We start from the raw sequence: 23591 nt of genomic DNA, 5'->3' as shown, positions 1-23591 counted from the left end.
CTCGATGGGTAATGCACCGGAGGGGGCACGGACAGGATGCGGATTTACGGGGTCAGCAGCAGCGCCCGCCGGGATTGGCGTCCTGCCGGTCCATCTTGTCCCGCCAGAACTCCCGCTCGCTCAGCATCGGCCCGGAACAGCCCGACGCCGCATGGTGGGCCTGGTACTTGCGGTACGCGTCCTCCCCCATCACGTCGCGGAAGAAGCGGACAAATCCGCGCAGGTGTCCAACTACGGCTGTCATCAGTGCCCCGCCACCGCCGGTTTCTTGTCCTCCGGCAGTGCATCCCACTCTGCCTGGATCTTCTTCTCCTCCTCAGTGGCGAAGAAGCCGGCCGGTGCGAAGGTCCGCGACGGCACGGCGGGATCCTCGGCGCTCGGAGCCCCGCCGGAGCGGTAGGACCGGATCGAAGCGATCACTGCGGTGATGATCACGATGATCGCCAGCGTCACGAACAGGATCGAGAGCACACCCTGCACGAACGTGTTCCGCACAACGGCTTCCATTGCCTCCACCGTCTTTGCAGTGCCGAAGCTGGTCTCCCCTGCCTCCAGGGCGTTCCGGAACGCGTTGTGCTGCGCCCAGTAGCCCACGGCCGGGACGGGGGAGAAGATCTTGTACATCGACGCGGTGATGGTCACGACCGATGCGAACGCCAGCGGAAGCACCACTACCCAGATGTATTTGAAGACATTCTTCTTGGCCAGGATCGCCAGGCAGATGGCCAGCGCAATGGCTGCCAGGAGCTGGTTGGCTATGCCGAACAGGGGGAAGAGCGTGTTGATGCCGCCCAGCGGATCGGTGACGCCCATGATCAGGATCGATCCCCAGCCGGCGACCATGATCGCCGTACAGATCCAGGCGCCGGTGCGCCACCCCGTATCCCGGAACTTCGGAATGAAGTTCCCGATCGAGTCCTGCAGCATAAAGCGGGCCACGCGGGTGCCGGCGTCAACGGCGGTGAGGATGAACAGCGCCTCGAACATGATCGCGAAGTGATACCAGAACGCCATCATTGCCGGGCCGCCGATGAAGCTCTGCATGATCATCGCCAGGCCGACTGCCAGCGTTGGCGCACCGCCGGTGCGCGACACAATGGACTCCTCGCCGACGTCGGACGCCAGGGAGGTGAGCATGTCCGGCGTGAGGTTCACGCCCACCAGGCCCAGGGAGTTCACGAACGCGACGGCGCCCTCCACGGTTCCGCCGGTGGCAGCGGCGGAGGAGTTCATGGCGAAGTAGATGCCGCGGTCCAGGGAGATTGCCGCGACCAGGGCCATGATGGCCACGAAGGATTCCATCAGCATGCCGCCGTAGCCGATGAACCGGGTCTGGCGTTCCTTCATGATCATCTTCGGAGTGGTTCCGGAGGAGATCAGGGCGTGGAATCCGGACAGTGCACCGCAGGCAATCGTGACGAACAGGAACGGGAACAGCGGGCCGGCGACCACCGGGCCGTCGTCCCGGGAAGCGAACTCGCTGAAAGCCGGAACGCTGATCTCCGGCCGCACAACAATGATTGCCACGGCCAGCATGACGATCGTGCCGATCTTCATGAAGGTGGAGAGGTAGTCGCGCGGGGCCAGGAGCAGCCAGACGGGCAGGACGGCGGCGATGAAGCCGTAGATGATGATGCCCCAGGCGATGGTGACGCGGTCCAGGGAGAAGATCGCCACGCCCCACTCGGTGTCAGCGATCCAGCCGCCGCCAACGATCGCGAGCATGAGCAGCACGAACCCAATGATGGAGACTTCGCTGACCTTGCCGGGGCGCAGGTAGCGCAGGTACACGCCCATGAACAGCGCGATCGGGATGGTCATGGCCACGGAGAAGACGCCCCACGGGCTTTCCCCGAGCGCGTTCACGACCACCAGTGCCAGGATGGCCACAATGATGATCATGATGGTCAGGGTGGCGATCAGGGCAGCCGTGCCGCCGATCAGGCCGAGTTCCTCGCGGGCCATCTGGCCCAGGGACCGGCCGCCGCGGCGCATGGAGAAGAACATGACCAGGTAGTCCTGGACGGCGCCGGCCAGGATGACACCCACGATGATCCAGACCGTGCCGGGCAGGTAACCCATCTGGGCGGCCAGGACCGGACCGACCAGCGGGCCGGCACCGGCGATCGCAGCGAAGTGGTGGCCGTAGAGCACCCGCCGGTCGGTGGCGGCGTAGTCCTTGCCGTCCGCCTTGTACTCCGCGGGCGTTGCCCTGCGGTCATTGGGCTTGAGCAGATGCCGCTCGATGTACTTGGAGTAGAACCGGTAACCAATCAGGTACGTGCAGACCGCAGCAAAGACGAACCAGATGGCGTTGACCGTCTCGCCGCGGACGATCGCCAGCATGGTCCAGCTGATGCCGCCAAGCAGGGCGATGCCCACCCAGACGGCAATCTTCAACGGCGTCCAGCGGCGTTCCTCCGCCTGCGCTGCGTCGTCGTCAACGGCAACGGGCGGCAGGTCCGGGTCCTGGACCAGGACGTCTGCGTCGGACGCTCCCGGGTCCCGGCGGTCCGGGTCCCTTCGGCGCCGGTTGTTCTCACTCATGATGCGTACCCCTTGTCAGCAGTGCGGGTCCGCACCCCGATAGGGTGCAGGTGATGCGCAAGAGGTTAGCAGTGCCGGTGCGGTGCAGCTCACATACACGCCGGACCCGCCGGGGGCGCGCCGCTAGACCGTGAGGAGGATCTTCCCGGTGTGCCGACCGGAATCAAAGTACTCATGTGCCGCGGCAGCCTCGGCGAGGGGGAAGGTGCGGTCCACCAAAGGCTTCACAGTCCCGTCGCGCAGCAGCGGCCAGACGTACTCGCCGACGGCTGCCATGATGGCACTCTTCTCGGCTTCCGGCCGTGCGCGCAGGGTGGTGCCCATGACAGCGCAGCGCTTGGTCATCAGTGCGTTCAGGTCCAGCTCTGCCCGGGTGCCGCCCTGCAGGCCGATGATCACCAGGCGGCCTTCAACGGCGAGCGCATCCAGGTTGCGCTGCAGGTACTTGGCTCCCATGACGTCCAGGATGACGTCCGCTCCCCTGCCGTCCGTGGCCCGGCGGACCTCTTCCACGAAGTCCTGCTCTTTGTAGTTGATCAGCACTTTGGCGCCGAGGCTCTCGGCGAGCGCCAGCTTTTTCGGGCTCGAGGCCGTCACCATGGGAACCGCCCCGAACGCCGCCACCAGCTGGATGGCCATGGTCCCGATTCCGCCGGCCCCTCCGTGGATCAGGACATACTCGCCTTCGCGGACCCCGGCAGCCATGAAGAGGTTGGAGAACACAGTGGCCGCGACCTCCGGCAGGGCCGCGGCCGTGACCAGGTCCAGTTCCGGCGGGACCGGAAGCACCTGTCCGGCCGGCACCGCCACCTGCTCCGCGTAACCGCCGCCCGACAGGAGGGCCACGACGTCGGCCCCCACTTCCAGGCCCTCCACCCCGGTGCCGACGGCAGCGACCCGGCCCGAAACCTCCAGGCCCGGATACTCCGGGGCACCCGGGGGCACCGGGTACTTGCCCTGCCGCTGCAGCACGTCGGCGCGGTTGAGTCCCGCTGCAGCAACATCGATGAGGACTTCTCCGGGACCGGGGACGGGAGCGGGCACGTCGCGGAGGGCCAGCACGTCCGCGTCGCCTGGTTCGGTAATGACAATCGCCTTCATGATGCCTCCTGCGGACGTGGCGAAAATTTTGGTGAACTGCGCTCATCTGCCAGACTACTAAGCGGAGGAAGGTTGTCCGAGCGGCCGATGGAGCTGGTCTTGAAAACCAGTGTGCGGTAACCCCGTACCAAGGGTTCGAATCCCTTACCTTCCGCTCCTGCGGAAGCCTGCACATCCTCAAGGGATGTAACGGCTCAGCAAAACACCCCGGTCTGCGGACCGGGGTGTTTTTGTTTGCCATCTTCGATGCCAATGCATACTGCTCACGGATGTTACTTTGCCAATTTATAAGCGTGCTTGCGGCGCACATAGGCTCTTCTGGTGGTTTCCGGCCCATTGGGGGATGGAGAACCAAAACCAATTACCGCAGAAGGAGTTACTCGCATGAATCCCGCCCGCCAGGTACCTCTGGCCCGCGCCGGAAAAGCCATCACGGCTGCCGCCTTTGCACTCTTGCTCGCCGGCTGCGGAGCCTCAGTCTCCGCAGACAACGACGAACCGAAGGCCGGCGAGTCACCCGCCGCGGCATCGGCCCCGCCGGAAGCCGAGACCGTAGCCCGCGAGGAGGCAGAGGAAGAGGTCTCTGCCGCAACCGTCGACGCCGTCGACTTGAAGGTCGGGGACTGCATGGCCGAAGACCCGGATGCTGAGGAGGTCGACGCCGTTGACGTGCTTCCCTGCACCCAGCCGCACGATTCCGAGGTCTACGCAGCCATGGACATGGAAGCGGGCCCCTACCCCGGCGACGAGGCCGTGGACGCCATGGCCCAGGATTTCTGCCTCGCTGAGTTCCAGCCCTACATCGGCACGGACTACTCCGTATCCGCTCTGGATATCGGCTACCTGACACCAACCCCGACATCCTGGACGCTGGGGAATGACCGCGAAATCCTCTGCAGCGCCTACCGGGTGGACGGCGAGAAACTGAGCACCACGGTGAAGAACTCGAACGTCTAGTAGTTCTTGCGCTGAAAAGGGGGCCTAACCAAAGCGGTTAGGTCCCCTTTCTTCTATTTGTCAATAGTTACCTCCCGTTAGGCCCTCAAAGGGAGGGAATTAATATGCCTGTCACTCCGGGATGGTATCCAGAAGGGGTTCACCGCACCCACTGCCGCTTTTCCGGGCCGCTACCGCCTGCCCAGCAACCGGCACCCGTTCCCCAAGGAGCAATGAGGCATGAGATTTACCCGATGGAAGGCAGCGCTGGGAACAGCCCTGTCTGCCGGCCTTTTGGCCGGCCCGCTGGCGGCGCTGCCCGCCCACGCCGAGGAAGCGCTCCCCGGCGTCATCATCAACGAGGCCTACCTCAGCGGAGGAAGCGCCAACGCTCCGTTCACCAACAAGTTCGTTGAGCTGTACAACCCCACCAGCGCCCCGGTCAGCCTGGACGGGTGGTCGCTCCAGTACCGCGCCGCAGGTACGACGGCGCCGCCCACCGGCGTCGGGCGGCTCTCCGGCACGATCGCCGCCGGCGGGTACTACCTGATCCAGGGCGCCAGCAACGGCACCAACGGCACGGCGCTGCCTGCTGCGGACGCCACCATCGGGGCAAGCTTCTCCGGTTCCGCCGGAACCCTGGTGCTCTCCAACCAGGCCGCTGCGGTGAACCCGCTTCCCACCGGCTCCGTGACCGGCCAGGCGGGCGTCGTCGACCTGCTCGGCTACGGCACCTCCAACACTTTCGAAACCGCGCCTGCCGCGGCTCCCGCCGGAAATTCTGATCCGAAGTCGCTGAACCGGACCGGGTTCGCGGACACGAACAACAACGCCTCAGACTTCACTCTCAGTGCTTCCGTCACTCCGACGAACACCGCGGGCGGGGGAACCATTCCGGACCCCGAGCCCACAGATCCCGAGCCGACGGACCCGGAGCCCACTGATCCTCCGGCCGGCGCGGTTACGATCGCCGAGATCCAGGGCCCCGGGGACACCAGCGCCCTGGTCGGCCAGAACGTCACCACCCGCGGAAAAGTCACCGCGGCCTACCCCACCGGCGGCTTCAGCGGCTACTACCTCCAGACCCCCGGTACCGGCGGCGACCTGGACCCCGCAACCCACACGGCATCCCACGGCATCTTCGTCTTCTCCTCGGCCACCGTCGGCCAGGTAGCGATCGGCGATTACGTCGAGGTCACCGGCACCGTCGGCGAGTACTTCGGCCTGACCCAGCTGACCGTTCCCGCAGGTGCACTGACCAAGCTCAGCGAACCCGCTGAAGAGGTCAAGCCCGCCACGGTCACCTGGCCCGCCACGGACGCCGAGCGGGAAACCCTCGAGGCCATGCTGCTGGCACCCCAGGGCGACTTCACCGTCACGGACAACTACACGCTGAACCAGTACGCGGAAATCGGTCTCGCCGCCGGCACCGAGACGCTGGTGCAGCCCACCGCCGTCGCGCCCGTTGGTACCCCGGAGCACGCGGCGGTTGTCGCCACCAATGCGGCGAAGGCCGTGAAGCTCGACGACGGCGCCACGACCAACTTCCTCTCCGCAGCCAACCAGTCCAAGCCGCTGCCGTACCTGACGTCCACCGACCCGGTGCGCATCGGTGCCCCGGCGCAGTTCACCACGAATGTGATCCTCGACTTCCGCAACAGCGCCTGGCGTTTCCAGCCGCTGACCGAACTGACTCCGGCCAACGCGGACACTGTCCAGCCGGCGTCGTTCGAAAACACCCGCACGCCGGCACCGCAGAGCGTGGGCGGCAACCTCAAGCTCGCCGCCTTCAACGTGCTGAACTACTTCAGCACCACCGGTGACGACCTCACCGGCTGCACCTACTACAACGACCGCTCCGGCGCTCCGGTCACCGTCCGCGGCGGCTGCGACGCCCGCGGCGCAGCCAACGAGGCGAACCTCGAACGCCAGCAGGCGAAAATCGTTGCGGCGATCAATGCCCTGGGTGCCGACGTCGTCGGTCTCATGGAAATCGAGAACTCCGCCGAGCTGGGACAGGACCGGGACACCGCCCTCGCCCACCTCACCGAGGCACTGAACGCAGACGCGCCCGGCACCTGGGACTACGTCCGCTCCCCGTCGGCGCTGCCCGACGACGAAGACGTGATCCGCACTGCGTTCATCTACCGGACCGCTACCGCTGAACCGGTGGGCGAGTCCGTGATCCTGAACGATGAGAGCGTCTTCTCCAACGCCCGCGAACCGCTGGCCCAGGCCTTCAAGCCGGCCGGCGGGGAAGACAGCGAGAGCTTCGTGGCGATCGCGAACCACTTCAAGTCCAAGGGTTCCGCGCCGGCGAGCGGCGAAAACGCAGACAACGGGCAGGGCGGCTGGAACGCCGACCGCGTCCGCCAGGCCCAGGCCGTGGCAGCGTTTGCGGACACCGTGGCGCAGGATGCCGGAACCGATCGGGTCTTCCTGCTCGGTGACTTCAACTCCTACGCCGCAGAAGACCCCATGCAGGTCTTCGCTGAAGCCGGGTACCTGAACCTGGGCAAGGCCACCGGCAAGCACTCCTACGCCTTCAGCGGCCTGGTCGGATCCCTGGATCACATCCTGGCCTCCCCCGCTGCTGCTGAGGATGTCACCGGCACCGACATCTGGAACATCAACTCGGTTGAATCGATCGCCTTCGAATACAGCCGGTACAACTACAACGCCACCGACTACTACGCAGCGGATCCCTACCGTTCCTCGGACCACGATCCGATCCTGGTGGGGATGAACCTGGTTCCGGCTGAGGCCGAGGTCACGGACCTGAACCTGCTCAACATCAACGATTTCCACGGCCGCATTGACGCCAACACCGTCAACTTCGCCGGTACCGTCGAGCAGCTCAAGGCTGCCGCTGAAGAGGGCAGCTCGCTGTTCCTCTCCGCCGGCGACAACATCGGTGCATCCCTGTTCGCCTCCTCGGTACAGCAGGACCAGCCCACCATCGACGTCCTGAACGCGCTGGGCCTGCGGGCCTCGGCAGTGGGCAACCACGAGTTCGACGGCGGCTTCGCGGACCTCACTGACCGTGTGGTTCCCGCCTCCGACTTCGACTACCTGGGCGCCAACGTCTACCTCAAGGGCACCACAACCCCGGCGCTGCCGGAGTACACCATCCTGGACGTGAACGGCGTTCAGGTGGCTGTGATCGGAGCCGTCACCGAAGAGACCGGCACCCTGGTTTCCCCCGGCGGCATCTCCACGCTCGAGTTCGGCGATCCGGTGGAAGCAGTGAACCGAGTCGCTGAGCGCCTGGATTCCGAAGGCCTCGCCGACGTCATCATCGCCGAATACCACGAGGGTGCCGGCTCCGGGACCCTCGACGGCGCCACGCTGGAGGAGGAGATCGCCGGCGGCGGTGCCTTCGCGGAGATCGTGACGGAAACCAGCGCACTGGTGGACGCCATCTACACGGGCCACACGCACAAGCAGTACGCGTGGGACGCACCGGTCCCCGGTGTTGAGGGCAAGACCCGTCCCGTGGTCCAGACCGGCTCCTATGGTGAATACATTGGCCAGATCCAGCTCGAATACAGCGCCGAGACGGATGAGGTCCTTTCCTACGCGGCCGGCAACGTGGCCCGCACTGCTGCTCCGGCAGCAGAGCTGGTTTCCGCGTACCCGGCGGTTGCCGAAGTAAAGCGGATTGTCGACGCCGCCCTGGCGTTCGCGGCCGAGGTCGGCAACCAGCCGATCGGCTCGGTCACAGCGGACATCACCACGGCGTTCGCCGGAACATCCCGCGATGACCGCGGCAACGAGTCCACCCTGGGCAACCTGGTGGCCGACTCGCTGCTCTCCTCGCTCGGCTCACCTGAGCGCGGCGGGGCCGAAATCGGCGTCGTCAACCCGGGTGGCATGCGGGCCGAGCTGTACTACGACGAGGACGGCGTGATCACCTACGCCGAAGCCAACGCCGTGCTGCCGTTCGTGAACAACCTGTGGACCACCACCCTGACCGGTGCGCAGCTCAAGTCGGTCCTCGAAGAGCAGTGGCAGCCTGACGGAAATTCCCGGGCTTTTCTGGCCCTGGGGCTTTCCGACAACGTGACCTACACCTACGATCCGGACCAGGCCCGCGGCTCCCGGATCCAGTCGGTCACCGTCAACGGCGAAGCACTGGACATGGACCGGGCCTACCGCGTGGGTACGTTCAGCTTCCTGGCGCAGGGCGGGGACAACTTCTCCACCTTCGCCCAGGGCACGGACACCCGTGACTCCGGCCTGATCGACCGTGACGCGTGGATCAGCTACCTGCAGGCCAGCAGCCCGGTCTCCCCCGATTTCGCCCGCCAGGGCGTAGTCGTCAAGGGTGCTCCGGCCACCGCAAAGGCCGGTTCCAGCGTCGCCTTCACCGTGGAGAAGCTGGACCTGACCTCCCTGGGCAGCCCGGCCAACACCACACTGGCCGTGAGCTGGGTCCCTGCCGGCGGAACCGCCGTCGCACTTGGAACGGTCCCGGTAACTGCCGGTGCCGCCAGCGTCACCGCCGCCATTCCGGCGTCGGCGTCCGGCCCCGGCTCCCTGGTGCTGACCGCTGATCCGTCAGGGACAACGGTCACCATCCCGGTCACTGTTGAGCCCGCAGCACCGGAGCAGCCCACCTGTGTCCGTCCCGTCCAGCCGAAGAACTGGTGGGATCTGCGGGGCTGGCTCAAGTACGCGGTGGACTACGCACGGTACCTGATCTGCCTCTCCGGCCGCGGCTAACCCGCACCGGCTAGGCAATGGCTAAGCGGCGCCGTCCGAGGGGAGACCCTCGGACGGTGCCGCTTTTCGCTATCCAGTTCCCGGCCAAAGGGAGCACGAAGGGAGAAACCATGACCACCACCGTTGAGGATGCCCTGCACCCCACCGAACGACGCCGCTGGGTGAGTGCCCCCGGCGCCCAGCTTGCCGTCTTCGAGTACGGACCGGAGCCGGGTCCGGGTGTTCCGGAAGTGCTGGCGGTCCATGGTTATCCGGATGACCATACTGTGTTCGCCGGGCTCATCAGCGAACTTGCCGAAGACCACCACATCATTACCTATGACACACGCAATGCCGGGCAGTCCGCCGCCGCTTCCTCGCGGCTGGACGCGTTCCGGCTGCCGGTGCTGGTCGAGGATCTCTACGCCGTGCTGGCAGCCACGGCCGCGGGGCCCGTCCAGCTCGTCGGCCATGACTGGGGATCCATCCAGGGCTGGGCCGCGGTCCGTGATCGGCGGGCCGATGCCGCCATCAGCCGGTACATCAGCATTTCCGGCCCTGACCTGCATCACTTCCGCCGGTGGTTCACCGAACGGCTGCGAAGCCCGCGGCGCTGGTTCGACGTACTGAAGCAATCGTTGCGCAGCGCCTACGTGGCGTTCTTCCAGCTGCCCGTGCTTCCGGAACTGCTGTTCTACGCCGCCGGCGCCCGGCTCTACGAGCGGACCCAGGGCCGGCCGGCAGGGCGCAACCTGCAGCGGGGGCTGGCGCTGTACCGGGCCAACTTTGCCGCTCCCGGGGACACCGCTCCCCGGGAGCCAACTGCTGTTCCGGTGGAGGTTGTTGTTCCCCTTCGGGACCCCTTCCTCTCACCTGCGCTGAACCAGGGTGTGGAGGAGTTCGCACCCCGCGTCCGTTTCACCGCCGTCGACGCCGGACACTGGTGGCCGGCGTCGCACGCTGGGGACCTGGCAGCGCGAATCAGGGCCGTTTCCCGGAACTGACCCTTTTTCTGGAACTGATCCGCGCTCAGCCGGGGTTGGGGCGGGTGTTGGCGGCTGCCCTTAGCCGCCAAACCTCGCCACGAGGCGGCCGAGGACCTCATTGTTCTTCAGCCGCTCCAGGCCCTTGTCGATTTCATCGAAACCGATTTCCTCATAACCGGGACGGATCTCTCCGCGCAGCATCAGGTAAAAGACTTCCTCGATGTCCTCCACGGTGCCGCCGAGCGAGCCTTCGAGCTTCTTGCCCAGGATGGTGTTGGTTGCCACCGTGAACGTGGGGTTGCCCAGGCCGACCTGCACCACCTTTCCGCCGCGCTTCACGGCGTTGATGGCTTTCTGCGTGGTGTCGAAGCCTGCGTAGTCGACGATCAGGTCGAAGTCGCCGCCGGCGCGGGGATTCGCTACCCACTCTGCTGCGTCCTTGACACAGCTGACCGCACCCACCTCGCGGGCGTTGTCCCAGGCTGCTTCCTTCATCTCGGCGACGTGGACTTCAGCACCGGCAAGCACGGCTGCGCGGGCGCCGATCTGGCCCAGGCCGCCGAACCCGATGACACCTACTTTCATGCCCTTCGCCGCGCCGCCGACCTTGATCATGGCGTGGTAGGAGGTCATGCCCGCATCAGTGGCGAGGGCAGCCAGGGAGAGGTCCAGTCCTTCGGGGACCCTGGCAAGGTCGCGGTAGTCAGCCGCGAGTTTGTCGGCGAAACCGCCCGGAGTGAACATCCCCAGCGGGGCCTGCACTCCTGAGGAGCAGACGCCCACAACGTCGCCCACCTTGAAGCCGGTGACCTCGGCTCCGAGTGCCGTGATGACCCCGGCGTTCTCATGCCCCTGCGTCATGGGCAGGAACGGCATGGCCTGGTCCCCGACTTCCATGTACATCACGTCGGAGTGGCACAGTCCCGCGGCTTTGACGTCGATGATGACCTGCGTAGGACCCGGAACAGGTTCCGGAATGTCATTCAGCTGGATCGGCTTGCGCTCCCCCATGTACTGCCAGGCTTTCACAACAACTCCTCTCACCGGGGCCGAAGGGCGGCATTGCCCCTGCGCGTGCACTCTGATGGCACGTTCCTGCGGTGGAATCCCCTGGTTTCAGTCTAGGGCGGCTCAACGTCTGCCCACCGAGCGCATCCGGTCCTTCAGCCGCCGATACCGGCGCCGCAGGAGGCTGACCAGCTGCGTTTCGGGAAAAACCGGTCGTTCGGGGAAAATCCAGCCGCGGCGCCGCGCAGCAAATTCCCACAGCAAACGAATCCACCCGAAACGCAGCAAAACCGGAACGGGGCTCCCGAGTCACTGACGCGAGTAACGGGAACGCCGGCGTACTCAGGGCACCGCAGTGGGCCCGCTTACTGCCGGGGATCCGGATTCTTGGGATCCTCGCTGCCCATGTCCGCCGCGCCGAAGATATTGGCAGCCACGGAGTCCGACTTCTCGTTGGCACGGGGTTTCAGCTCCGGATGGTGCAGGTCCAGCGCCGGCCGCTCGGACCGGATGCGCGGCAGGGAGGTGAAGTTGTGCCGCGGCGGCGGGCAGGACGTTGCCCACTCGAGCGAGCACCCGAAGCCCCACGGGTCGTCCACCTCCACCTTCTTGCCGCGGCGCCAGGTTACGTACACGTTCCAGAGGAACGGAACCATGGAGAAGCCCAGGATCATGGAGCCGATAGTGGAGAGCTGGTTCATTCCGGTGAAGTTGTCCTCCACCAGGTAGTCGGCGTAGCGCCGGGGCATACCCATCACACCGAGCCAGTGCTGAATCATGAAGGTCATGTGGAAGCCCAGGAACAGCAGCCAGAAATGGATCTTGCCCAGGCGCTCGTTGAGCATCTTTCCGGTCCACTTCGGCCACCAGAAGTAGAACCCGCCGAACATCGCGAAAACCACGGTGCCGAAGACGACGTAATGGAAGTGGGCGACGACGAAGTAGGTGTCCGAGACGTGGAAGTCCAGCGGCGGGGAGGACAGGATGATCCCGGTGAGGCCGCCGAAGAGGAACGTAATCAGGAACCCCAGGGCCCATATCATCGGAGTTTCGAAAGTCACGGAACCGCGCCACATAGTGCCGATCCAGTTGAAGAACTTCACTCCGGTCGGCACGGCGATCAGCATGGTCATGATGGCGAAGAAGGGCAGGAAGACCTGGCCCGTGACATACATGTGGTGCGCCCACACGGTCATGGACAGCCCGGCGATCGCAATTGTGGCAAAGACCAGGCCCTTGTAGCCAAAGATGGGTTTTCGGCTGAAGACCGGCAGGATCTCGGAAATGATCCCGAAGAAGGGCAGGGCGATGATGTAGACCTCGGGGTGGCCGAAGAACCAGAACAGATGCTGCCAGAGGATGGCCCCGCCGTTCTCCGGATCGAAGATATGGGCGTCGAACCTGCGGTCCGCTCCAAGCGCGAACAGGGCCGCGGCCAGCGGCGGGAAGGCCATCAGGACCAGGATGGCGGTCACCAGGGTGTTCCAGGTGAAGATTGGCATCCGCCACATCGTCATCCCGGGGGCACGCAGGCAGATAATCGTGGTCACGAAGTTGACTGAGCCCAGGATGGTTCCGAAGCCGGACAGGGCGAGCCCAAAGACCCACAGATCACCCCCGACCCCGGGGGAGAACGTCGTGTTGGACAGCGGCGCGTAGGCAGTCCACCCGAAGGACGCTGCACCCTGCGGCGTGATGAACCCGGACACGGCGATCAGGGAGCCGAACAGGAAGAACCAGTAGGCCAGGGCATTGAGCCTGGGAAAGGCGACGTCGGGCGCACCAATCTGCAGGGGCATCATCACGTTCGCGAAACCGGCGAACAGCGGAGTTGCGAACATCAGCAGCATCAGGGTGCCGTGCATGGTGAAGAGCTGGTTGTACTGCTCCCGCGACGACACGATCTCCAGCCCGGGCTGGAACAGTTCGACCCGGATGATCAGGGCCATCACCCCGGCCAGGCAGAAGAAGATGAACGACGTGATCAGGTACAGGTAGCCGACCTTTTTGTGGTCCGTCGTCGTCAGCCAGTCGACCACTGCCCTGCCCTTGGACACCGGCACAACGCGCGGAGGTACAGTCGTTCCTTCGTCCGCTGAGTACTTCAACGTAGACATCAACGCCGCCTTGGGTCCGCAGGAGGTCCTGACCGTCCACCGCCCGGCTCACACGCAGGCCAGTGTGCCTTGTATCGTAGGACCCCGCCAGTAGGCAGTCCAGAGAGCGGACTATTCTTTTGTCCCGGAGGGCTCAGGGTTCCAGGTCTGCGAGGAGCCTAGTGAGGGGCAGCGGCCTGCCGCCCGGAACCCCGTGCCTGCCCAGAGGTTCACTGCCGAGCTGTCGCCGGCGGCCGCTGCGGCTGCACGGATGGGTTTGGTCAGGTGGTGCCGGGCCGGATAGCCGGACGGGGCACCGGCGCCAGTCAGGGAGGCTATGGTGAGGATGCGGTTAGCGTTCAACGTTTATCCTTGCCAATGTCACCACAGCTCCCTGTCCGCGTACCCGGTCCCGTTCGGCACACACACGGTTGGTCGTTAGCAATGGAACTGCGGATGTTCCAACAAACAAAAAATCCTCCTTCCAGCGGACGCATGTCTCCGCTGGAAGGAAGATTCTTCGCGTTGATGCTTGTTACATGATGTGTAGGAAGGTGGACCAGTCGCTGCCGATCTTGACTTTGGCGCTGAGCCCGGTTCCGTTGTGGGCGTAGTACCAGAGGTCACCCTGGGCATCCACACCGAGGATATCGGCTTGCCCGTCTCCGCTCCAGTCTGAAGCAATAACCTGTTTGTGGTTGGCCCAGCCGCTGCCGATCTTGACTTTGGCGCTGAGCCCGGTTCCGTTGTGGGCGTAGTACCAGAGGTCACCCTGGGCATCGACACCGAGGATGTCGGCTTGCCCGTCTCCGCTCCAGTCAGCTGCCATCACTTGTTTGTAGTTAGCCCAGCCGCTGCCGATCTTGACTTTGGCGCTGAGCCCGGTTCCGTTGTGGGCGTAGTACCAGAGGTCACCCTGGGCATCGACACCGATGACATCGGCTTGCCCGTCACCGCTCCAGTCAGCCGCCATAACATGCTTGTAGTTGGCCCAGCCGTTGCCGATTTTTGTGGCACTGGAGAGCTGGTAGTTGTTGTTCGGGTAGTAGTACAGGTCTCCCCCAGGATCGACGGCAATGACGTCAGCGGCGCCGTCGCCGCTCCAGTCTGCGGATACCACGTGCTTGTGGTTTGCCCAGCCGCTGCCGATTTTACTACGGGCGCTGAGCCCGCTGCCGCTGTGGGGGTAGTACCAGAAGTCGCCGTTACCGTCGACCCCCAGGACATCGGACTGCCCGTCTCCACTGAAGTCGGACACGCGCTCACCATCCGCTCCGGGAAGGCCGTTCGAAAGTCCGTTCTGGCTTACCGCAGTGACACCCCTGGGGTAGTTAGTGCCCATCTCAACCGTGTTGGGAATTTCACGGCTCAATTTGTTGCCGCAGTTCACGATGTTCCAGTGCAAGTGGGGCGCAGTTGAATTGCCCGTGCTTCCCGAATATCCGATGTGTTGACCCTGGGCGACTGACTGGCCGTATCCAACCAGCGGGTTGGTCTTGAGGTGGGCGTACTGAGAGCAGCGGTCATTGCCATGATTGATCAGGACCATGTACCCGCCACCGCCACCGTCCCATCCTGAGGAATAGACCGTCCCCGCTGCCGAAGCAACAACCGTTGCACCTGTCGGCATGCCTATGTCAACGGCGTGCCGGTTGTAGTTGTCGTTATGCGAGAACGAGCTAGATGGCGACTGGGTGATCTGGTACCCGAAACCGGCCGGATAGGGCAACTTGAAGGGTGCGCCCGGCGCAGCTTGGGCTGCCGGGAGTCCGCCGACCAGCCCTGTCGATGCTATTACGACCGCCGCAATGGTCGCCCCCATTATTTTCTTGAACATGTAAGTTCTCCTAGAGTCACTGTTACCGCCGCCTGAATGCGGCATAGTGATCCTAAACACTCCCTATCAACTTTTACTATCAACTTGAATTATTAATATCGCGACCTCGGCCAATTGTGTCATCGAAGAGCTTTTTGACTTGACGAACGCATCCGGCCTTTCCGGCTGGTACCGATCCTTAGTTTCGCCAAACACTCTGGCCTCTCGGCACCACAAGGCTGGTTTCGGTGCTTCTGCGGAGCTTTCAGGTGGCAGCGATCAGTGGATGCTTCTCCGCATGTCTGCGTTGGCATTCTTCTTACTTATGCTGCTGGCTATGAGTGCTCTGCGCCGGGCAGATGAACTAGGTGCCGATGCCTTTGCAATCGAATTTTCGGGCGAAGATCACGGAGCTGCGCAATATTTTGCCTTCATTGACGACGCTCGCCAATACTCCGACGGGCATCTCATACAAGAAAGCGATTCTAGAAACACAAAAAAATACACGCGGACTGTCCGCGCTCTTCAAGTGGTCCTCCGTCTGCTGAGTACGCATCCCTCTCACCAGGAGCGTCTGGAGTTTATGAGGTCTCAACTGGTTACGTGAAGGAGTCCCGGGGCTGCGTGCCCTAGGCCGCAGCCCAGATATAGGGCCCTGGATCACTTTCATCGCCTGGCGGCAGCCAGTGTTCTTCAATCACTGGGTCGTAGATCTATGTGCTCTGCAGTGCTGGGGTGTTGTGCCGGTCAAGGTAAGCGTGCCAGCGGGCTCTTTCGCGGCGGTCCCTGCTGATCTGTGCTTGATAGTCGGCCAGCGCTCCGAGGCGGCCCGCGAGGCTGGTGAGGTTACCTGTGGACGTTATTTTCCACTGACGTCCGTCCCTGTGGATCATTCTGAGGCTTTCCATGGTTGCCAACGCATTGTCCGTTGCTGATCGGCTAACTCCAATGGTTCGGATGATGTCAGCAGTGGTGGGGGAGTGGTGGGATCCCTCGATGGTTTCGTAGACGAGCGCCGTCGCGTCGCCCAGGGCACGAAACACAGGTCTGACAGCGTGGATCTTGCCTTTGCGCCAGGTTTTCGAGCCAACTCTTCGTAGTGAGCCGGCAATTGAACCGAGTAGGTGTCTTCCGCCTTGTGCCGGGCATCAGCCACCTTGATCAGTATTCCGTCCGGGGGCTCAACGAGAACGGGGAGCAGGCGGGCAATGGTGACGTGGTGCTTTCCCAGAGCAACGGCCCGGTTCGGGCTTGGGTTTCCCTCACTTTCAACGCCTCACTGCACGCAGGAACCAAGAAACGGTCCCCCCGAGGAGGTGGCCCGCGATATTGCTTCACGCATTCCCGGGCTGTCCAGCCGACTTCAGTCAACAGGTGCTGGGATAGCCCGACCCATGTTCCTTGTTCCCGGCCCGCCAGACGGCCGCGGTCAGCGGCATCCCGGGACGGTAGGCAAGGTGCGCTGCCGACGGTGCGTTCAGCAGATGGAGGTCGGCACGGTGCCCGACGGCGAGGGAACCCACCGCCCGTGCACCGTCCCGGTCCTCCCCAATGTGGCGCCGAAGGGCCAGGGCGCCGCCATAGGTTGCTGCCCGGACCGCTTCGGGGACACTGAGCCCCATCTGCAGCACAGCAGTTGCTACACAGAAGTTCATCGACGAGGTGTAGGACGTTCCCGGATTGCAGTTGGAAGCCAGCGCAATTTCGACGCCGGCGTCGAGCAGGCGGCGTCCGGGAGCCAGCGGCTGCCGGGTCGAGAGGTCGCAGGCGGGAAGGCAGGTGGCCACGGTTCCCGGAGTTCCAGCTCCGGCGGCGGCGTCCCAGCCGGCCCAGCTGCCCGCGAGCGCCCCGACGTCGTCCGCCGAAAGATAGTTGACGTGGTCCACGCTGGCAGCAGCGAACTCCACTGCAAGCTGGACCCCGGCCCCCGGACCCAGCTGGTTGCCGTGCACCCGCAGGCCCAGTCCGGCGTCCCTGCAGGCGGTGAGCACCCGGCGGGACTGGTCCTCCGTGAAGGCCCCGCGCTCGCAGAACACGTCGGCCCACTGCACGTAGGGCCGCACTGCCGCAAGCATCGGACCGCAGACCAGGTCGGTGTACTCCTCCGGGTCGCTGCCCGCGGGAACCAGGTGCGCGCCGAGGAACGTCACGTCATCCACTACGGTGGAGGCAATCCGGGCGCTGCGCGCTTCCTGCTCCACATCCAGCCCGTACCCGGTCTTGGTTTCCAGCCAAGTGGTGCCGCCCGCTGCGGCTTCGGCCTGCCGCCCGAGCAGCAGCCGGGTGAGGTCGTAGTCCCCCGCCGCGCGGGTTGCTTCGGTGGTGACGGCGATCCCGCCGGCAGCATAGGGCTCCCCAGCCATCCGCGCTTCAAACTCCGCGCTGCGGTCTCCGGCGAAGACCAGGTGGGTGTGGGAATCCACCCATCCCGGAAGCATGGCCCGGCCGCCGGCGTCGACCGCTTCATCAGCTGCCGGTGCCCGCCCGGCGGGGCCAATCCAGGCGATCCGTTCGCCTTCGAACACGACCGCCGCGTCCCGGAGCACCGGTTCGCTGCCCCGCGCAGGGTCCATCGTGGAAAGCTCACCGATATTGGTGACCAGGGTGCTCATGCCTTGGCTCCGGACACGGTTTCGGTCATCTGCACGCCCGCAGCGGCGTCGAGGTTCCGGATCGCAGTGGCCAGCAGGCGCCCCGGATCCCCCAGCCGCACATGCTGCCCCCGGTCAGCGGCCAGCACACCGCCGACGACGACGGCGGTCACGTCCTGCGCCGTTGCACAGAGTGCCAGCTGGGCTGGGTCCGCACCGGCGGTCCGTGCGCTGGCGGGATCCACCGCCATCAGGTCGCACATGCGGCCGGCCGCGAAACCGGGCACGCGCCGCCCCTGCGCGGCAGCACCGCCGTCGGACAGCGCCTGGTGCAGGTCAGCGGGGGCAAACCGGCCGCGGGTCCCTGAGGCCAGCCGTTCACCGTGTTCCAGCGCCCGCATCTCCAGCCACGGATCGAGAACGGCGTGCTGGTCCGAGCCCAGCGCGATCCGCACCCCGGCAGAAGCGAGCCCTGCGGCCGGTCCGATGCCGTCCGCGAGGTCCGCCTCCGTAGTCGGGCACATTACGACCGTGGCGCCCGCACTGCCCAGCAGCTCGATATCCTGCGGGCACAGGTGGGTAGCGTGGATTGCGGAAAGGCGGGGGCTGAGCAGATTGTGCTTTCCCAGCAGCTGTACCGGGGTCAGGCCAGTGGCCCGCAGACAGGCGTCGTTCTCGGCGGGCTGTTCGGAGACATGGATGTGCAGCGGAAGTTCGGGATCCAGACCGCCGGCGATATCTGCCAGGGCTTCCTCGGGGACGGCGCGGACGGAGTGCAGGGCCGCGCCGATGCTCGCCTCGGACGGGTCGAACTCTGCCTCGAACGCCTCCCTGAGGCGGGCGAGCCGCTGCAGCCATGCCTGGGCACTGCCGTCTCCGAAGCGGAGCTGTTCCGGTGCCAGGGGTTCCCCAAACCCTCCGGCCAGGTAACAGGTGTCCAGCAGCGTCAGCCGGATACCCGCGGCCCGTGCTGCGCGGCCCAGCGCCAGTTCCATGTCGTGACCGGAATACGGAGTGCCGTCGGGCTGGTGGTGGACGTAGTTGAACTCGGCCACGGAGGTATAGCCGGCAGTCAGCATTTCGGCGAAAACAGCGGTGGCTGCTTCCTCATACAGGTCAGGGGTGAGCGTCCCGGCGGCCTGGTACATGGCCTGGCGCCAGGTCCAAAAACTGTCCGCTCCCCCGGTGTGGGTGCGGCCGCGCAGCACCCGGTGGAAAGCGTGCGAATGCGCGTTGGAGGCGGCAGGGAACACGACGCCGTTCAGGACCAGGTCCCCGGGCCGGGGTGCCGCGCCGGTTTCCACGGCAGCAACGACTCCTCCGGAGTCAACACTCAGGCGGACGCCGTGTTCGATTCTGCCGTCCCACATGGCCTGCTCGCACCAGACCCCCGCCGCACGGCGGGTCACAGCAGGTCCTCCAGGACATCTGCGAGCGCTGTGGCGGAGTAGTCGGCGTCGGCGTCTTCCACGTATTCCTCCGGCGAGTGCGAAATCCCGCTGGGGTTGCGCACAAAGATCATGCCCGCCGGGACGTGGCCGGCGAGGATTCCGGCGTCGTGCCCTGCTCCGGTGACCAGCACCGGAGCCTGCGGCAGGGCAAGCTGCAGCTGGCGCTGGAGGGCGGGGTCAAAACTCGTGGTGGGGCTGAAGGATTCCTGAGCCAGTGTCACGGAGCACCCCTCGAAGGCGGCGATCTTCTGCGCCTTCCCGTGGATGGTTTCCACCAGGCGCGCGGTGACCGCGTCCTCCTCGTGCCGGGCGTCCAGCCACAGGTCCACCCGGGACGGAATAACGTTGGTCCCGCCGGGGATGGCCTGGATCCGGCCCACGGTGGCGCGGGCACCGGGCTGCGCGGCGGCGGTCTGCTGGACAGCGGTAATGATCTGCGCGGCTGCGACCATCGGGTCCGCGCGGTCTTCCATCAACGTGGTTCCGGCGTGGTTGCCCTGCCCGTGCACGGTCAGCTTCCAGCGCCCGTGGCCCAGGATGGAACTGCCGACGGCGACGGCGGGACCGTCTTCTCCGAGTCCGCGGCCCTGCTCCACGTGCAGTTCCACGAAGTCCCCGATCCGGGCGAGGGCGTCCTCGTCCCGGCCGAGGTGTTCCGGGTCCAGCCCGGCGGCACGGGCGGCGTCGGCGAAGGTGGTGCCGGCGTCGTCGCGCAGGTTTCGGGCAGTGTCCGGGTCAATGGCACCGGTGAGCAGGCGGGAGCCCAGGCAGGCGACACCGAAGCGGGAGCCCTCTTCCTCCGGAAAGACGGTGATGGCCAGGGACCGGTTGCGCTGGACACCGCGCTCTTTCAGAACGTCGACGGCGGCGAGCGCGGCAGCGATGCCCAGCGGTCCGTCAAACGCGCCGCCGCCGGGAACTGAATCCAGATGGCTGCCGGTGACCAGTGCGCCCTTTTGGGGTTCGCCCCACCAGGCCCAAAGGATGCCGTTGCGGTCGGTCTCCACGGCGAGTCCGCGGGACTGTGCCTCGGCGGTGAACCAGGAGCGCAGCTCCGTTTCCGCGGCCGAGAACACCGGGCGGCTGTAGCCGCCGCGGACCGGATCCCGGCCGATATCGGAGATGCTGTCCAGAAGGGAAGTTACTGCTGCCATGGGTTTACCCTATTCGGCCATCGGGATACGGACGCCGCGCTCTGCTGCGACCTGCGCTGCCTCGTCGTAGCCGGCATCAACGTGCCGCATCACTCCGGTGCCTGGATCGTTGGTAAGCAGCCGTTCGAGTTTGCGGGCGGCCAGTTCGGTGCCGTCGGCCACGGAGACCTGCCCCGCGTGCAGGGACCGGCCGATGCCGACGCCGCCGCCGTGGTGGATCGATACCCAGGTGGCGCCGGAGGATGTGTTGAGCAGGGCGTTCAGCAGCGGCCAGTCAGCGATTGCGTCGGAGCCGTCCTTCATCGCCTCGGTTTCACGGTAGGGGGAAGCCACCGATCCGGAGTCCAGATGGTCCCGGCCGATCACGATGGGCGCGGAGACCTTGCCCTCGGCGACCAGCCGGTTGAACAGCAGCCCGGCCTTGGCACGTTCCCCGTAGCCGAGCCAGCAGATCCGGGCGGGAAGGCCTTCAAATTCGACGTGCTCGGCGGCAGCGTCCAGCCAGCGGTGCAGGTGTTCCTTCTCCGGGAAGAGTTCCTTCAGCGCGGCGTCGGTGACGGCGATGTCCGCGGGGTCACCGGAGAGCGCCACCCAGCGGAACGGGCCCATGCCCTCGCAGAACAGCGGCCGGATGTAGGCGGGGACAAAGCCGGGGAAGTCGAACGCACGGTCATAGCCGCCCTGGCGTGCTTCGTCACGGATCGAGTTGCCGTAATCGAAGACCTCGGCGCCAGCGTCGGAGAAGCCGACCATGGCTTCCACGTGGCGGGCCATGGAAGCCTGCGCTTTTTTGGTGAAGCCCTCCGGGTCCGCCTGCGCTTCGCGGTGCCAGTCCTCTACCGTCACACCCTCCGGCAGGTAACTGAGCGGATCGTGGGCCGAGGTCTGGTCGGTGACGATGTCGAAGTCAGCGCCTTCCCCCGCATTCCGGCGGCGGAGCAGCTCGGGGAAGACCTCTGCGGCGTTGCCGACCAGCCCCACGGAGAGAGCCCGGCCCTCTGCCTTGGCGGCCATCACCTTGGCGAGCGCGGCGTCGAGGTCGGTTTCGACGTCGTCCAGGTAGCGTTTGCCGGCGCGGCGCCGCAGCCTTGTTTCGTCGACGTCGACAATCAGCACCGCTCCGCCGTTGAGCGTGACCGCCAGCGGCTGGGCTCCGCCCATGCCGCCGCAGCCGCCGGTAAGCGTGGCGGTGCCGGCCAACGATCCTCCGAACCGTTTGTTGGCGATCGCGGCGAAGGTCTCGTAGGTGCCCTGCAGGATGCCCTGGGTGCCGATATAGATCCAGGAGCCGGCGGTCATTTGTCCGTACATGGTCAGGCCCTCGGCCTCCAGCCGCCGGAACTCGGGCCAGGTGGACCAGTCCCCCACGAGGTTGGAGTTGGCAATCAGCACGCGCGGCGCCCACTCATTGGTCCGGAAGACACCCACGGGTTTGCCGGATTGCACCAGGAGGGTTTCGTCGTCGTCGAGCGTTTCGAGGGTGCGGACAATCGCATCGAACGACTCCCAGTTCCGGGCCGCTTTGCCGGTTCCGCCGTAGACCACCAGATCTTCGGGACGCTCGGCGACCTCCGGATCCAGGTTGTTCATCAGCATCCGCAGCGGGGCTTCGGTCTGCCAGCTTTTGGCGTTCAGGTCGGTGCCGCGCGGGGCCCGGACGGTGCGCGGGGTGGTTTCCTGGGTCATGGGGTTCTCCGTCGTCGTTGTCGGTTAGCCGTGTGTTTGAACTGCACTGGTTTCTGCGGTCAGGACCCGGCAAATGTCATCGATCCGCGCAGGTGTCATCCGGTAGCTCGGAACGACGACGCTCATGGCTGCCACTGTTTTTCCGCCGGCCGTCAGCGGTACGGCAATGGCGGTGATGTCAGGTTCGACGCCGTCGCCCACCACAGCGCAGCCGGACGCGCCGACGTCGCCGCTCATGGCTTTGCCGGCGGCGCTTCCCTCGAGCTGGAAGCGGCGGCCCACCCAGTTGGCGTGGCGGACGGACTGCGTCCCCTCTGCGATGGCGATGTAGAGGCCGTGGCCGCCGGCCGCCGGAATGCTGAGGTAGGTGGATTCCCCGGTCGCCTCCACGATCCTGTCCATGGCCGCCCGGTACGTGGCGATCAGGGATTCCGAGCTCAGCGCCAGCACGCCAAGCTGCACTACCGCTGCGCCCGGACGGTAGGTGCCGTTCTCCTCCCGCCGCACGAAGCCGGTTCCTTCCAGGGTGCGCAGCAACCGCAGCGCGGTGCTGGTGGAGAGGCCGGCGGCCTTGGCTGCTTCGGACTGCGTTACTGCGCCCTCTTGGCAGACCACACTCAGCAGGGCCAGTGCCCGTTCCACTGTCCGGGTGGTGCTGTCTGCCTTCGCTGCCTCGGCCATTCTTCTGCTTTCTCCCACCCTGCTAATGCCACCTAGTAAAACAGTAATTTCACTAGGTGGCTAGGATTCTGCGGTGCGCTGGGGTGGCGTGGGGTGAGGGTGTGTGCGGGAGCGGGGGTGCATTGGCCGCCGCGCAGTCAGCGAGACCGGTCTGACCACTGCCGAGACAGGTCCGGCATTCATTGACGCAATAACGCTGTTTTAGAACGGTCGTTTTCCATCTGTTGCTGCAATGATGTCGCTTTGGGCCGGCCAGAGGGACGTCATTGCAGCAAAGGAATCTGCGGCGGAGCCATAACAGCGTTTGTGCAGCAGAGGATTTAGGTGCAACCGCCCAGGCCAGTTCGGCTCCCGCCGAGCGTCGCAGTGAGGGAACCGGAATCCGGGCACCCCGTCCGGTTTTGCTGCGTTTCGGGCTGATTCGATTGCTGTGGGAATTTGCTGCGCGGCGCCGCGGCTGGATTTTCCCCGGACGACCGGTTTTTCCCGAAACGCAGCGAATCCGTGTCACAGGGTGCAGCGAAATCCCGGAACGCAGTGTTTCCGAACCCAAAATGCAGTGTTAACCCAAGATGCAGTGTTTCCGCGCCCACCCGGCGGCCCACTGCGGCCCCTCCCACGCGGCACCGCACCGGCACCGCACCCGGCCGCCCGACATCAACCACCCTGCACGCCCGGCCACCCGCCCGGCAGCCCCAGCCCCAACCCGACCCACCAACCACCCGGCACCCAGCCCCAACCCGACCCACCAACCACCCGCCCGGCAGCCCCAGCCCCACCCCGCACCCACCCGGCACCCACCGGGAACAACACAGCACCCCGCCCGGTTGTACC

The 23591-nt window shown here is 65.5% G+C and carries 17 protein-coding genes and 1 tRNA gene; 5 read left to right on the top strand and 13 right to left on the bottom strand.

Annotated features, from left to right (window positions below; genetic code table 11):
- Positions 1-52: 52 nt before the first annotated feature.
- The 3 genes from NF551_RS02145 to NF551_RS02135 form a co-directional block, all read right to left on the bottom strand.
- Entirely contained in the window at positions 53-244 is a 192-nt protein-coding gene (locus tag NF551_RS02145) for a YbdD/YjiX family protein (protein ID WP_227896169.1), read from the bottom strand.
- Entirely contained in the window at positions 244-2547 is a 2304-nt protein-coding gene (locus NF551_RS02140) for a carbon starvation CstA family protein (RefSeq protein WP_227896170.1), read from the bottom strand. The genes NF551_RS02145 and NF551_RS02140 overlap by 1 nt, the downstream gene beginning before the upstream one ends.
- A gap of 123 nt (positions 2548-2670) precedes the next feature.
- Positions 2671-3648, bottom strand: a complete 978-nt coding sequence (locus tag NF551_RS02135; RefSeq protein ID WP_227896171.1) for an NAD(P)H-quinone oxidoreductase — start codon at positions 3646-3648, stop codon at positions 2671-2673.
- A 66-nt stretch (positions 3649-3714) separates the two neighbouring features.
- On the opposite strand from NF551_RS02135, the gene NF551_RS02130 reads away from it, so the two are divergent.
- The 4 genes from NF551_RS02130 (at position 3715) to NF551_RS02115 (ending at position 10292) form a co-directional block, all read left to right on the top strand.
- A tRNA-Ser gene (locus NF551_RS02130) sits at positions 3715-3802 on the top strand.
- Positions 3803-4032: 230 nt separating this feature from the next.
- Entirely contained in the window at positions 4033-4605 is a 573-nt protein-coding gene (locus NF551_RS02125) for a septum formation family protein (protein WP_227896172.1), read from the top strand.
- A gap of 219 nt (positions 4606-4824) precedes the next feature.
- On the top strand, positions 4825-9309 hold the full coding sequence (locus tag NF551_RS02120) for an ExeM/NucH family extracellular endonuclease (protein WP_227896173.1): 4485 nt from the start codon (positions 4825-4827) through the stop codon (positions 9307-9309).
- Between the two features lie 110 nt (positions 9310-9419).
- Positions 9420-10292 carry an alpha/beta fold hydrolase gene (locus NF551_RS02115; RefSeq protein WP_227896174.1) on the top strand — a complete coding sequence of 291 codons (873 nt, stop codon included), beginning with the start codon at positions 9420-9422 and terminating at the stop codon, positions 10290-10292.
- A 60-nt stretch (positions 10293-10352) separates the two neighbouring features.
- On the opposite strand, the gene NF551_RS02110 is transcribed toward NF551_RS02115, so the two are convergent.
- The 4 genes from NF551_RS02110 to NF551_RS02095 form a co-directional block, all read right to left on the bottom strand.
- Entirely contained in the window at positions 10353-11303 is a 951-nt protein-coding gene (locus NF551_RS02110) for a zinc-binding dehydrogenase (RefSeq protein WP_227896175.1), read from the bottom strand.
- 344 nt (positions 11304-11647) lie between these two features.
- A complete protein-coding gene (ctaD, locus tag NF551_RS02105) occupies positions 11648-13399 on the bottom strand; it encodes an aa3-type cytochrome oxidase subunit I (protein ID WP_227896176.1) in 1752 nt (583 codons plus the stop codon).
- Positions 13400-13510: 111 nt separating this feature from the next.
- A complete protein-coding gene (locus tag NF551_RS02100) occupies positions 13511-13741 on the bottom strand; it encodes a hypothetical protein (RefSeq protein WP_423721825.1) in 231 nt (76 codons plus the stop codon).
- A 172-nt stretch (positions 13742-13913) separates the two neighbouring features.
- The gene (locus NF551_RS02095; RefSeq protein ID WP_227896177.1) at positions 13914-15215 is read right to left on the bottom strand and encodes a VCBS repeat domain-containing M23 family metallopeptidase; all 1302 of its coding nucleotides are present in this window, start codon (positions 15213-15215) and stop codon (positions 13914-13916) included.
- Positions 15216-15354: 139 nt separating this feature from the next.
- On the opposite strand from NF551_RS02095, the gene NF551_RS02090 reads away from it, so the two are divergent.
- Positions 15355-15801, top strand: coding sequence for a M48 family metalloprotease (locus NF551_RS02090; protein ID WP_227896178.1), 447 nt, complete (start codon positions 15355-15357; stop codon positions 15799-15801).
- Between the two features lie 106 nt (positions 15802-15907).
- On the opposite strand, the gene NF551_RS02085 is transcribed toward NF551_RS02090, so the two are convergent.
- From NF551_RS02085 to NF551_RS02060, 6 genes are all read right to left on the bottom strand, one after another.
- Positions 15908-16237, bottom strand: coding sequence for a hypothetical protein (locus NF551_RS02085; protein WP_227896179.1), 330 nt, complete (start codon positions 16235-16237; stop codon positions 15908-15910).
- Between the two features lie 324 nt (positions 16238-16561).
- Positions 16562-17806, bottom strand: coding sequence for an amidohydrolase family protein (locus NF551_RS02080; protein WP_227896180.1), 1245 nt, complete (start codon positions 17804-17806; stop codon positions 16562-16564).
- On the bottom strand, positions 17803-19194 hold the full coding sequence (locus NF551_RS02075; RefSeq protein ID WP_227896181.1) for a formimidoylglutamate deiminase: 1392 nt from the start codon (positions 19192-19194) through the stop codon (positions 17803-17805). The genes NF551_RS02080 and NF551_RS02075 overlap by 4 nt, the downstream gene beginning before the upstream one ends.
- A complete protein-coding gene (locus tag NF551_RS02070; RefSeq protein ID WP_227896182.1) occupies positions 19191-20390 on the bottom strand; it encodes an allantoate amidohydrolase in 1200 nt (399 codons plus the stop codon). Before NF551_RS02070 ends, NF551_RS02075 begins: the two co-directional genes overlap by 4 nt.
- A 9-nt stretch (positions 20391-20399) precedes the next feature.
- Positions 20400-22076: a urocanate hydratase gene (gene hutU / locus NF551_RS02065; protein ID WP_227896183.1), complete on the bottom strand. Its 1677-nt coding sequence runs from the start codon at positions 22074-22076 to the stop codon at positions 20400-20402.
- Between the two features lie 24 nt (positions 22077-22100).
- Positions 22101-22757: an IclR family transcriptional regulator gene (locus tag NF551_RS02060; protein WP_227896184.1), complete on the bottom strand. Its 657-nt coding sequence runs from the start codon at positions 22755-22757 to the stop codon at positions 22101-22103.
- Positions 22758-23591 lie beyond the last annotated feature (834 nt).

The sequence above is a fragment of the Arthrobacter caoxuetaonis genome (genome assembly GCF_023921125.1).
Classification (GTDB): domain Bacteria; phylum Actinomycetota; class Actinomycetes; order Actinomycetales; family Micrococcaceae; genus Arthrobacter_B; species Arthrobacter_B caoxuetaonis.
This window is presented reverse-complemented; position numbering and strand designations above follow the sequence as displayed.